We start from the raw sequence: 12,588 nt of genomic DNA on the forward strand, positions 1-12,588 counted from the left end.
AGAAACACATGAAGGCTGCTGTTGTCACTCAGGATCATCAGGTTAATGTTACAGAGAAAACCTTACGCGCGCTTAAACATGGTGAAGCGCTGCTGAAGATGGAGTGCTGTGGCGTGTGCCATACCGATCTCCATGTTAAGAATGGTGATTTTGGCGACAAAACCGGGGTGATCCTCGGCCACGAAGGGATTGGTATCGTCAAAGAGATTGGTCCTGGCGTCACGTCGCTAAAAGTAGGTGACCGTGCAAGCGTGGCGTGGTTCTTTGAAGGCTGTGGCCACTGTGAATATTGTAATACCGGCAACGAAACGCTGTGCCGTGACGTGAAAAACGCGGGTTACTCCGTTGACGGCGGCATGGCGGAAGAGTGCATCGTAACCGCGGATTACGCGGTTAAAGTCCCGGACGGGCTGGACTCCGCGGCGGCCAGCAGTATCACCTGCGCCGGGGTTACCACCTACAAAGCGGTAAAAGTCTCTGACATCAAACCCGGCCAGTGGATTGCGATCTATGGCCTGGGCGGTCTGGGCAACCTCGCGCTGCAATACGCCAAAAATGTCTTCAATGCGAAGGTTATCGCCATTGACGTGAATGACGAGCAGCTGAAGCTCGCTGCCAGCATGGGCGCAGACTTAACCGTGAACTCGCGCAGTGAAGATGCGGCAAAAGTGATTCAGGAGAAAACCGGCGGTGCGCATGCGGCGGTGGTGACGGCAGTAGCGAAAGCGGCCTTCAACTCTGCCGTTGACGCAGTTCGCGCCGGAGGCCGCGTGGTGGCTGTTGGCCTGCCGCCGGAAGCGATGAGCCTGGATATTCCACGTCTGGTCCTGGATGGGATTCAGGTGGTGGGCTCTCTGGTGGGTACCCGTCAGGATCTGCTCGAAGCCTTCCAGTTTGCGGCTGAAGGTAAGGTGGTTCCGAAAGTCACGATGCGCCCATTGGAAGATATCAACGCCATCTTTAAAGAGATGGAACAGGGCCAGATCCGTGGCCGTATGGTGATTGATTTACGTTCTTAACCGCGGTGGCCGGGTAGCGACATTGCCCTGCCCGGCTTTTCACGTGGACGAACGGCGATCGGAAATCCACTCCTGAACCTCGATCTGGAACGTGTCAGGCGCTTTTCGATACATCTTCCGCGCCAGATCCAGGATAGTATGGCGCCCTAACTCCTCTTCCATCCGCTGCTGCGCGCTGTCCATGACCGAGCGCACCCCACACGGGCCGTCACAGACCCAGGCAGGTGGCGTTTCATCAAACACCGCCAGGCGCTGACGCACTTCCCGACACTCAAACATATTCTTCTCGCCGTCGATGGCGTGCGCCACGTCCAGCACGCTGATCAGCTCGGCCGGACGCGCCAGCCGGAAGCCTCCCCCTTTGCCTTCGGTGCTGATAACCAGCCCCGCGCGTGATAACCGGGTGAAGATTTTTCCAAGATAGTCGTACGGCACGCCCTGCAAGGCCGCCATCTCCCGGACGCTCATCTCACGTTCATTGCCTTTTGCATCCACCATACACATCAGGCTATGAATGCCATATTCCACACCAGAACTGTAAAACGCCATGGCTCACTCCGGGTCATTGTTCGCTGCATTATAACGATTTTTAACTCAGAAAGAAGTTGTCGCAGTTAACTCCGACAAGTATAGTGGCAGTTATGTCAGACATACAGCCTGACGCACTAAAGAATCGAGTATGAAAAAGCAGATTTTAATTGTGGGTAGTGGGTTTTCCGGTATGTGGGCTGCGGTCAGCGCCGCGCGCCTTTCTGCCCTGGCGGGTAACAATAGCCTCAGCATTGCCGTGCTGGCCCCTGTTGCGGAGCTACGCGTTCGCCCACGCTTTTATGAAGAGAACGTGTCGACGATGGTCGCGCCGCTGACCGAACTGTTTGCTGAGCTGGGTATCGCCTTTATTGCGGGCGAAGCACAACGTATTGATACCTCGTCTAAAACCGTTTTGTATCGCGATTCAAACGGCGCGATTGCTGACGTCGCCTGGGAACGTCTGATCCTCGCAACCGGTAGCCAGACTAAACGTCCTCCTGTTGCCGGTCTGGCTGAATACGCCTTTGATATCGACCAACTCGACTCCGCCAGGTTATTCGAGCAACATCTTGATTCGCTGGTTTCGCGCCCCTCCACCCCGGAGCGTAATACCGTGGTCGTGTGTGGCGGCGGCTTTACCGGCATCGAGCTGGCAACGGAACTCCCTGGCCGACTCCGCACTCGCTTCGGCACCCATACAAAGACTAAAGTAATCGTAGTTGAAAGGGGTGCAACCATTGGCGGGCGTTACAGCGGGGCGCTGAGAAACACCATTGAAGAAGCAAGCAGCGCGCTGGGCGTTGAATGGCGTTTAAACAGTGAAGTTGAAGCCATCGATGCCAGCGGCGTAACGCTGAAAAACGGAGAACGCATTGCCAGCGCCACTGTAGTGTGGACGGCAGGGGTAGAAGCTAACCCCCTCAGCCTGCAAATTGACGGGGAACGCGACACTCAGGGACGCCTTATCGTCACCGACACATTGCAGGTTCCTGCGCATCCGGAGGTTTACGCGACGGGTGATATGGCGCATGCCAAAACGGACGATGTGGGCAACACGGCGCTGATGACCTGCCAGCACGCGATCCAGTTGGGGAAATTCGCCGGACACAACGCGGCGGCCAGCCTGTTAAATGTGGAGCCGTACCCTTACCGTCAGGTGAACTACGTTACCTGTCTGGATTTGGGTAGCTGGGGCGCGGTATACACCGAGGGCTGGGACCAGCGCATTAAATCCGTGCGCGAGGAAGGCAAAAAGATCAAAGTTGCCATCACCAACGAACTGATTTACCCGCCAGCAGCAGACAAAGCGGTTGCTTTTGCCGCCGCTGACCCGCTGGCGAAATTCGTGTAGTCCACTCCACCACCCGCGACCAGCGGGCAACATGTGGAATCAGGCCAGCGCTCCTGCGTTGGCCTGACGCTTTTTGGCACATAAATAACCATACATCAACAGAGAGGTCATCGCTGAGAAGGATAAGATCGCTGCCGGCAGCGTGACATAACTCCAGCTAAAGCCGAGCGTAATCATCATTCCACCGAAATACGCGCCAATTGCGCTGCCGAGGTTAAACGCCATTTGTCCGCCTGCGGCCCCCAGCATCTCGCCGCCTTTCGCATTTTGCAGCAGCAGTATTTGCAGCGGCGCAGAGAGCGCAAACAGCCCGGCGCAGCACACGAACCCCATTACCAGTGAAGCTGTTTTAAGCTCGCCAAAGGCGAACAACGCCAGCAGCGAAGCCACAATCACCAGGTCGGTGGTGGCAGCAATGCGCAGCGGGCTAAAGCGCGACGACAGCTTGCCGCTGAAGACATTTCCCAGCACCATGCCCAGCCCCATCAGCATCATGATCGCGGTCATCACGCCCTCGGAAAAGCCTGACACGTTGACCATAAACGGCTTCACGAAGCTAAACCAGGCAAACACCCCGGCATTGCCAAACATCGTAGCGGCAAAAATCAACCACGGTTCCGGTTTCTTCAGGAAATGGAATTGTTCTGTCAGCCGGGTGGTTGTCGTGTCGTGAATGTCTGGCACCCACAGCAGAACAGACAGGATCACCAGCGCGTCAAAGACCGCAATCAAAAAGAAGGTGTAACGCCAGTTAAATTCATGTCCCAGCCACGTCCCGAGTGGTACGCCAAGCAGGTTGGCAACGGTCATCCCGGCAATCATCCCGGCCACAGCGACCGTCACTTTACCCGGCGGTGCGATTTTTGACAGGATTATCGCCCCCACGCCGAAAATCGCGCCATGCGGAAAACCAGAGATTAAGCGCCCCGCCGCCAGCCCCACGTAGGAGTCAGAGAAGGTAAAGAGTGTGTTACCAACGACGCACATCGCCACCAGAAACAGCAGCGTTGTTTTCAGCGAAAATTTGCTGGAGAACAGCGCCACAATCGGCGCGCCGATCACCACGCCAAAAGCGTAAAACGAAATCATATTTCCGGCAGAGGGAATCGAAATGCCCGTATCATGGGCCAGTTCTGTCAGCACGCCCATGATGCCAAATTCAGCCATCCCCAGACCAAAGGTAGCCAGTGCTAACGAAAAAATTGTCTTTTTCATACCGCGACCACTGTTAAAAAATACGCAGCGTGCATTATTGATTAAACTTGTATGGTGAACCAGTTCAAATCAGCTTTCTGACACATTAATCCATTCATTCAGGCCGATTACACGCTTAGTACGGCCTCGATCCCGCGACCGGACCCATAGGGAGACCCGCCATGGTCAGTAAGAAGAAAACCCGTGTTGTTGATGATGTCGTTAAAAACGCGCCGCTCAAAACCAAAACGTACGAGCAAGAGCTGCGCCGCCTCCATGTTGAACTGGTTAAGCTCCAGCAATGGGTGGTCGCCAAAGGGTTAAAAGTCTGTATTGTTTTTGAAGGGCGAGACGGCGCCGGTAAAGGCGGCGTCATCAAAGCCATCACCGAACGCGTCAGCCCCCGGGTGTTTCGCGTTGTTGCGTTACCGGCCCCCACCGATAAAGAGAAAAGTCAGCTCTATTTTCAGCGTTACGTTCCTCATCTGCCCTCTGCCGGGGAAATCGTTATTTTTGACCGCAGCTGGTACAACCGCGCGGGGGTGGAAAAAGTAATGGGTTTCTGTACTGAAGAGCAGACCGAAAAATTTCTTGATGGAACGCCGGTAATGGAAAAAGCGATGGTCGATGCCGGGATCATATTGTTGAAATACTGGCTTGAAGTAACGCCAAAAGAGCAGGAACGCCGCCTGCGCGATCGCATTAATGATGGTCGCAAGATCTGGAAGCTGTCTCCAATGGACATAAAATCTTTTAATCTGTGGGATGAATATACCCTCGCCCGTGACGCGATGTTTAAAGCGACCGACACCGCCTGGGCGCCGTGGTTTGTGGCGCGCTCAGAAGATAAAAAACGGGTGCGGCTGAATATTATTTCGCATCTGCTTTCACAGATCCCCTATAAAGAAATTCACGTAGACAAAGTGGATTTACCGAAACGCAAGATCGGCAAAGTGAAGCCTACAAAATATCCCTTCCGGTATATTGCAGAGCGATTTTGATACGGGGAAGCAGGCCAGCACAAGCGCAGCGCCGCCGGACAATGCCGACGGCGCAAGGTTTACTTCAACCCTTCCGAACTCTCTTTTTGCGCTTCAAGACGCTCAACGTCCCGGTACCAGCGCGGATGGTGTTTTTGCGCCCAGCGGCGGCTCACCTTCCCTTCAATCATGCCTTTAATCGATCCTTTCACCCAGAAGGCCATATACATATGGATCAGAATGGCGTGGATCAGAATAATGGCCGAGGTCGCGTGGATCAGCAGCGCATAACGCACTACCTGAATCGGGAAATAGTGCGCAAAATACGGACGCCAGATGATGACCCCGGTCACCAGCAGCACAAAAATCATGCTCATGATGGTCCAGAACATCATCTTCTGCCCGGCGTTGTATTTCCCCACCTTCGCGACTTTATGCTCGTTGCCTTTCAGAACCTCAACAATCCCTTTTAGCCACGGAATATCCTGCTTGTCAGGGATGTTGTGATGAACAAAACGCACGAACATAAACATCAGCACCACGAAAATCAGCACGCCGAAGAACGGATGCAGAATGCGCCCCATCTGCGGTGTCCCGAAGGTTTCCGTGAGCCACTGTAGCGTCGGGAAGAAGAACGATATGCCGGATACCGCCACCAGGAAGAAGCAGATGACTACCGTCCAGTGACAGGCGCGATCGACAAATTTTGTGCGCACTATCATTTTCGACTTACTCATGATGCTCCTCCTCGTCGTCATCCACCTCTTTATTCGGCCCGATACCGATGTAGTGATAAATCAGCCCGGCAAAGGTGGCGATAAAGCCCGCCGCTGAAAGCGGTTTAAGCGCCCCTTTCCACAGGTTGATTGATGTATCGATCGCCGGATCTTTCGGCAGATTATGATACAGCTCCGGCTGGTCATTGTGGTGCAGAACATACATGACGTGCGTGCCGCCCACGCCCTGCGGGTTATAAATCCCGGCCTTGTCATAGCCGCGCGCTTTGAGCTTATCCACCCGCTGCTGCGCCACTTCCAGCATCTCTTTTTTGGTGCCGAAGTGGATCGCCCCGGTAGGACAGGTCTTCACGCAGGCAGGCTCCTGGCCGACGCTGACGCGATCGACGCACAGGGTGCATTTATAGACCCGGTTATCCTCTTTATTGAGACGCGGGATATTAAACGGACAACCCGCAATACAGTAACCGCAGCCGATGCAGTTATCCTGCTGGAAGTCGACGATCCCGTTGGCGTACTGAATGATTGCCCCGGCAGACGGGCATGCCTTCAGGCAGCCCGGATCTTCACAGTGCATACAGCCGTCTTTACGGATCAGCCACTCCAGCTTGCCGTTCTGGTCGGTTTCGCTAAAGCGCATCACCGTCCAGGACTTGGCGCTCAGATCAGCAGGATTGTCATAGACCCCTACGCAGTGCCCCACCTCGTCGCGGATATCGTTCCACTCCGAGCAGGCCACCTGGCAGGCCTTACAGCCCACGCAGGAAGAGACATCGATCAGCTTGGCGACTTCTGCCTTGTAGTCCCGCGCACGAGGCGCGGGCGTTATCGGGTTGGTCGCGGAGCGTTTAATAATGTCTTGTGTTTCCATCGCCATTTAATCGCTCCTTACGCTTTCTCGATGTTGACCAGAAACGCTTTATACTCCGGCGTTTGCGAGTTGGAATCGCCGACGTTTGGCGTCAGGGTATTGGCGATGTAGCCTTTCTGCGCTACACCTTCAAAGCCCCAGTGCAGTGGTATGCCCACCGTTTCCACCTGCTGGCCGTGCACGTTCAGCGTTTGCAGACGACGGGTGACCACCGCCACCGCGCGAATAAAGCCGCGCTTGCTGCTGACCTTCACGCGATCGCCATTGGCAATGCCTTTCGCCTTCGCCAGGGTTTCGCTTATCTCCACAAACTGTTCCGGCTGCGCGATGGCGTTAAGCCGCGCGTGCTTGGTCCAGGTATGGAAATGCTCGGTCAGGCGGTAAGTAGTGCCGACATACGGGAACTTGTCTTTTTTACCTAAACGCAGCACGTCGTCTTCGTAGATGCGTACCACCGGGCTTGACACCACGTTCGGGTGCAACGGGTTAGTGCCGAGCGGCGTTTCCATCGGCTCGTAGTGTTCAGGGAACGGCCCTTCCGCCAGTTTGTCGATAGCAAACAGACGTCCCAGCCCTTCCGGCTGCATGATAAACGGCCCGGTGTTGCTACCCGGCGCGGCGGTGTTGAAGTCCGGGATATCGTTCCCCGTCCACTTCGTGCCGTTCCACTCGATCAGCATGCGTTTCGGATCCCACGGCTTACCGTTCACGTCTGCGGAGGCACGGTTGTACAGTACGCGGCGGTTTAACGGCCACGCCCATGCCCAGCCCAGGGTGTTACCCAGGCCTGACGGATCGGCGTTATCGCGGTTGGCCATCTGGTTACCCTGCTCAGTCCAGCTGCCGGTGTAGATCCAGCAGGACGAGGCGGTGGTACCGTCGTCACGCAACAGCGCGAAGCTATTGAGCAACTGGCCTTTCTTCGCCACCAGATTGCCGTTGGCATCGTACAGGTCGGCCAGCGCCACACCGTTGTTCTCTTTTGCCACCTCTTCGGACTCAGGATGATCCGGCTGCTTGTAGTTCCAGCTCATCTTCAGCAGCGGCTCAGCGCCTTTGCCGCCTTCTGTGCGGTACATCTCGCGCAGACGATGGTAAATCCCGGCCAGAATTTCGCCGTCATTACGCGCTTCACCCGGCGCATCCTGACCTTTCCAGTGCCACTGTAGCCAGCGGCCAGAGTTGGCAATAGAACCGTCCTCTTCCGCAAAGCAGGTCGATGGCAGGCGGAACACCTCCGTCTGAATGGATGCCGGATCGACATCGTTTGATTCACCGTGGTTCTGCCAGAACGTAGACGTTTCGGTGACCAGCGGATCGATAACCACCATGTACTTCAGCTTGCTCAGGCTGCGAACGACTTTGTTTTTATCCGGGAATGACGCCACCGGGTTAAAGCCCTGGCAGATATACCCCGTGACGTCGCCCTTATCCATCATGTTGAAATACTTGATGACATCGTAAGCCTGGTCCCATTTCGGCAACCACTCAAAGCCCCAGTCATTCTCTTTCTGCGCCGCGTCGCCGTAGAACGATTTCATCAGACTGACGGCAAACTTCGGATAGTTACTCCAGTAGTTCACCTGGTCCGGACGCGTCGCTTTTGGCGTGTTGGCGTCAAGCCAGCTTTGCCAGTCGGTCTGCTTCTCGGACGGCAGGGTCAGGTAACCCGGCAGGCTGGTCGACAGCAGGCCGAGGTCGGTTAAGCCCTGAATGTTAGAGTGCCCGCGCAGGGCGTTCACGCCGCCACCGGCCATCCCCATGTTGCCGAGCAGCAGCTGGATCATCGCCATGGTGCGAATGTTCTGCGCGCCCACGGTATGCTGCGTCCAGCCCAGCGCGTACAGGAAAGTAGTGGTTCTGTCGGCGGCACTGGTGGAGGCCAGCACTTCACACACTTTCAGGAAGTCCGCTTTCGGCGTACCGCAGATGTTTTCCACCACGTCCGGCGTATAGCGGGAAACGTGCTGTTTCAGCAAGTTCCACACGCAGCGCGAATCGCTCAGGGTCTCATCGCGTTTCGCGTAGCCGTTTTCGTCGAACTGATAGTTCCAGGATGATTTATCGTACTGACGTTTCTCGGCGTCATAGCCGCTGAACAGACCATCTTCGAAAGCGAAATCTTCCCGCACCAGCAGGCTGGCATTGGTGTAATGCTTAACGTATTCCGCGTTAATCTTATTGTTTTCGATCAGGTACAACAGTACGCCGGAAAGGAACGTAATATCCGTACCGGAGCGGATCGGCGCATAGATATCAGCCACCGATGCCGTACGCGTAAAGCGTGGATCGACGACAATCAGCGTCGCATCGTTGTTGTTTTTCGCTTCCATCGCCCAGCGGAACCCCACCGGATGGGCTTCAGCGGCGTTACCGCCCATAACCACCACGACGTTTGCGTTTTTGATATCAACCCAGTGGTTGGTCATCGCACCGCGACCAAATGTTGGAGCAAGACTTGCTACCGTTGGTCCGTGTCAGACGCGCGCCTGGTTATCAACCGCCAGCATGCCGAGGGAGCGCACAAATTTTTGCGTCAGCATGCCGGTCTCATTACTTGCCGCAGAGGCACACAGCATCCCGGTGGAGGTCCAGCGGTTTACCGTGATGCCCTGCTCGTTCTTCTCAATAAAATTGGCGTCGCGATCCGCTTTCATCAGTTTTGCAATTCGGGAGAAAGCGTCGTCCCAGGAGATACGCTGCCATTTGTCAGACCCCGGCGCACGATATTCCGGGTAGCGCAGACGGTTTTCACTGTGGACGTAGTCCAGCAGCCCCGCCCCTTTCGGGCAAAGCGCCCCGCGGCTCACCGGATGGTCCGGGTCCCCTTCAATATGATAAATCGCTTCTTTGGCGTTCTTCGCGCCATCACCCAGGCTATACATTAATAGCCCACAACCCACGGAGCAGTATGTGCAGGTGTTACGGATCTCTTTCGCGCGCAGCAGTTTATAGTTGCGTGCCTGAGCCAGCGCCATTTTGGGAGCGAATCCCAGCATCGCGGCTGTTGTTCCGGCCATACCGCCCGCGCAGATTTTAAAAAATTGTCTGCGGCTGACGTCCATTGTTGTCCTCGTTATCTGATAAGACTTCGCGCGGCAAACTAACAGCAAAGCCCCTTTTTTTATTGCGTCAAATCAAGGTCGCTATACTTAGCCCCCCAAATAGTCACCGCTGGTACGATTTGCTACTCTTTTCGGGGTATCTACCCCGTAGAAAATTCGCCAGGTGAAGCGGATAGATGCTATAAGTTTTTCCTTTGATTTTTTGAAGACTGGCAGGGTAATGGACAGAAAAAGAGCAACGCTGACAGGCCTGGCGGCCATATTGCTGTGGAGCACCATGGTGGGTCTCATCCGCAGCGTCAGTGAAGGACTGGGCCCGGTGGGCGGCGCGGCGATGATTTACACCGTCAGCGGGCTGCTGTGTCTGGTAACGGTGGGTTTTCCCGATCTTCGGCGTTTTTCCAGGCGCTATCTTCTTGCGGGCAGCATCCTGTTTGTCAGCTATGAGATGTGCCTGGCCCTGTCGCTGGGATATGCCGCGACGCGCTCACAGGCGATTGAAGTCGGTATGGTCAATTATCTGTGGCCAAGCCTGACGATTGCCTTCGCGATTTTGTTCAACGGGCAAAAATCCACCCTGTGGGTCATCCCTGGGCTTCTCATCTCGCTGTTGGGGGTGTGCTGGGTTTTAGGTGGCGAAAACGGTCTGCAACTGAATGACATCATGCAGAACGTCGTTTCAAGTCCGCTGAGTTATGGGCTGGCGTTTGCTGGCGCTTTTATCTGGGCCGCCTACTGCACCGTCACCAGCAAGTATGCCAAAGGGCAAAATGGCATTACCCTTTTCGTCCTGCTGACCGCCCTGAGCCTGTGGGTCAAATATGCCGTCAGCGATCAGCCCGAAATGGTGTTCAGCGTCCCGGTTGTGGTGAAGCTATTGATGTGTGGGGTTGCGCTTGGCTTTGGCTACGCCGCCTGGAATATCGGTATTCTTCACGGTAACGTCACGGTGCTTGCGGCTGTCTCTTATTTCACGCCCGTTCTTTCCGCCGCGCTGGCGGCTATTGTGCTGAGCTCTCCGCTTTCATTCTCATTCTGGCAAGGGGCATTAATGGTGTGCGCCGGATCGTTACTGTGCTGGTATGCCACCCGCAAATAGTATTTTTATTTTTTGCCGGGTACCCAATATGCCCGGCACAAAATTAACAATTATTTAATGTGTGATCACACCCTCGAATATAATTAGTAACATTCGAGACAACTAAAATTTCTGTATAGAATGCCCACAGATAGCCAGAGCCGTTGTGGAAGTTGACATAAACTGACAACACAGGTAATTAGTTCAGCGCCAATATTACCGCGCTATATAGCACAAAGTGCAATAGTTTATTTCTGAATATTTCACTTAGAAAACAGACACTGGCTCACCGAAAAATTCATAATCCGCTGTTTTAAAAGATGTTATCGCGCCCCACACGTTGACACTCTCTGTCAAAACCCTTTAATTCCATCGAAAAACTAAAACGTCCGACAATTATTTACAGCAATATTATCGTGCTTTGTTAATAATCAATTTATGTCTATATATTAACCTGATTGAGCGATTTAAGGGCAATTTACCCGATCGGGATCACACTAATTGAAATTATCTTTAATATTTTGAAACTTATTATTGAAAGCAGTCTACGGAATTTTAAAAATAGTCTGCCATTGACGATAAACCTCGTTTAAAATCGCTCGGGTGGCTTAGGAAATACCTAAATAAAATTATAAGGATTATTTAAGATGAAACTTAAATTAGTTGCAGTGGCAGTGACTTCCATGTTGGCAGCTGGCGTTGTTAACGCGGCTGAAGTTTTTAACAAAGACGGTAACAAACTGGATCTGTACGGCAAAGTTACTGGTCTGCACTATTTTTCTGATGATGCTGGTAGCGACGGCGACAAAACGTATGTTCGTCTGGGCTTCAAAGGTGAAACTCAGATCAACGATCAGCTGACCGGATACGGACAGTGGGAATATGAGTTCAAGGGCAATCGCTCCGAAGCTCAGGGTTCCGACGGCAACAAAACCCGTCTGGCCTACGCTGGTCTGAAATTCGATGAATTCGGTTCCTTCGACTACGGTCGTAACTACGGTGTGGCTTATGACATCGGCGCGTGGACTGACGTTCTGCCAGAGTTCGGTGGCGATACCTGGACGCAGACTGATGGCTTCATGACCGGCCGTACCACTGGCGTTGCAACCTACCGTAACACCGACTTCTTTGGTCTGGTTGACGGCCTGAACGTGGCTGCTCAGTACCAGGGTAAAAACGACCGTTCAGAGATCACCGAATCCAACGGTGACGGCTGGGGTCTGTCTTCTACCTATGAATTCGACGGCTTCGGTGTGGGTGCGACCTACGCGAAATCTGACCGTACTGACCGTCAGGTTCGTGCTGCAAGCAACCTGAACGCCGGTGGCGAAAACGCAGAAGTCTGGGCTGCTGGCCTGAAGTACGATGCGAACAACATCTACCTGGCAACCACCTACTCTGAAACCCGCAACATGACGGCGTTCGGTAACGGTCACGTTGCCAACAAAGCGCAGAACTTCGAAGTTGTGGCGCAGTACCAGTTCGACTTCGGTCTGCGTCCATCCATCGCTTACCTGAAATCCAAAGGTAAAGACATCGGTTCTTATGGCGACCAGGATCTGGTTGAATACGTTGACGTTGGCGCGAGCTACTACTTCAACAAAAACATGTCCACCTACGTTGATTACAAAATCAACCTCGTGGATGACAGCCAGTTCACCAAAGATGCCAAAGTGGCTACCGACAACATCGTGGCTGTAGGTCTGACCTACCAGTTCTAAGATCTGTTAGTTCAAAAGGCCAGCCCTCGCGGCTGGCCTTT

Annotated in this window: 10 protein-coding genes; 5 read left to right on the top strand and 5 right to left on the bottom strand. The window is 54.0% G+C overall.

Annotation, left to right across the window (positions count from 1 at the left end; genetic code table 11):
- Positions 1-8: 8 nt before the first annotated feature.
- A complete protein-coding gene (adhP, locus tag RY075_RS11890; protein WP_023314184.1) occupies positions 9-1,019 on the top strand; it encodes an alcohol dehydrogenase AdhP in 1,011 nt (336 codons plus the stop codon).
- Between the two features lie 39 nt (positions 1,020-1,058).
- Here the strand turns inward: adhP and RY075_RS11895 are convergent, their stop codons facing one another.
- Complete coding sequence (locus RY075_RS11895; protein WP_015570482.1) at positions 1,059-1,568, bottom strand: Rrf2 family transcriptional regulator; 510 nt, start codon at positions 1,566-1,568, stop codon at positions 1,059-1,061.
- 130 nt (positions 1,569-1,698) lie between these two features.
- Between RY075_RS11895 and RY075_RS11900 the strand changes: the two genes are divergently transcribed.
- Positions 1,699-2,901, top strand: a complete 1,203-nt coding sequence (locus tag RY075_RS11900) for an NAD(P)/FAD-dependent oxidoreductase (protein ID WP_232967736.1) — start codon at positions 1,699-1,701, stop codon at positions 2,899-2,901.
- A 39-nt stretch (positions 2,902-2,940) separates the two neighbouring features.
- Here the strand turns inward: RY075_RS11900 and araJ are convergent, their stop codons facing one another.
- The gene (gene araJ / locus RY075_RS11905) at positions 2,941-4,116 is read right to left on the bottom strand and encodes an MFS transporter AraJ (RefSeq protein WP_003857053.1); all 1,176 of its coding nucleotides are present in this window, start codon (positions 4,114-4,116) and stop codon (positions 2,941-2,943) included.
- Between the two features lie 161 nt (positions 4,117-4,277).
- On the opposite strand from araJ, the gene ppk2 reads away from it, so the two are divergent.
- Positions 4,278-5,096 (top strand): polyphosphate kinase 2, encoded by an 819-nt coding sequence (gene ppk2 / locus RY075_RS11910; RefSeq protein ID WP_023314186.1) that lies wholly within the window; start codon positions 4,278-4,280, stop codon positions 5,094-5,096.
- 59 nt (positions 5,097-5,155) lie between these two features.
- On the opposite strand, the gene fdnI is transcribed toward ppk2, so the two are convergent.
- Genes fdnI through fdnG form a run of 3 tightly spaced genes read right to left on the bottom strand, consistent with a single transcriptional unit; the run spans position 5,156 to position 9,748 of the window.
- A complete protein-coding gene (gene fdnI, locus RY075_RS11915) occupies positions 5,156-5,812 on the bottom strand; it encodes a formate dehydrogenase-N subunit gamma (RefSeq protein WP_003857050.1) in 657 nt (218 codons plus the stop codon).
- Entirely contained in the window at positions 5,805-6,689 is an 885-nt protein-coding gene (gene fdxH / locus RY075_RS11920; protein WP_003857048.1) for a formate dehydrogenase subunit beta, read from the bottom strand. The genes fdnI and fdxH overlap by 8 nt, the downstream gene beginning before the upstream one ends.
- A gap of 11 nt (positions 6,690-6,700) precedes the next feature.
- The gene (gene fdnG / locus RY075_RS11925) at positions 6,701-9,748 is read right to left on the bottom strand and encodes a formate dehydrogenase-N subunit alpha (protein ID WP_099544046.1); all 3,048 of its coding nucleotides are present in this window, start codon (positions 9,746-9,748) and stop codon (positions 6,701-6,703) included.
- Between the two features lie 220 nt (positions 9,749-9,968).
- Between fdnG and yddG the strand changes: the two genes are divergently transcribed.
- Together yddG and RY075_RS11935 are read left to right on the top strand one after the other, a co-directional pair.
- Positions 9,969-10,847, top strand: coding sequence for an aromatic amino acid DMT transporter YddG (gene yddG / locus RY075_RS11930; RefSeq protein ID WP_023314188.1), 879 nt, complete (start codon positions 9,969-9,971; stop codon positions 10,845-10,847).
- A 626-nt stretch (positions 10,848-11,473) separates the two neighbouring features.
- Positions 11,474-12,547 carry a porin OmpD gene (locus tag RY075_RS11935; protein WP_003857040.1) on the top strand — a complete coding sequence of 358 codons (1,074 nt, stop codon included), beginning with the start codon at positions 11,474-11,476 and terminating at the stop codon, positions 12,545-12,547.
- Positions 12,548-12,588: the final 41 nt, after the last annotated feature.

This window comes from Enterobacter sp. JJBC (assembly GCF_036936505.1).
GTDB classification, from domain to species: domain Bacteria; phylum Pseudomonadota; class Gammaproteobacteria; order Enterobacterales; family Enterobacteriaceae; genus Enterobacter; species Enterobacter hormaechei_C.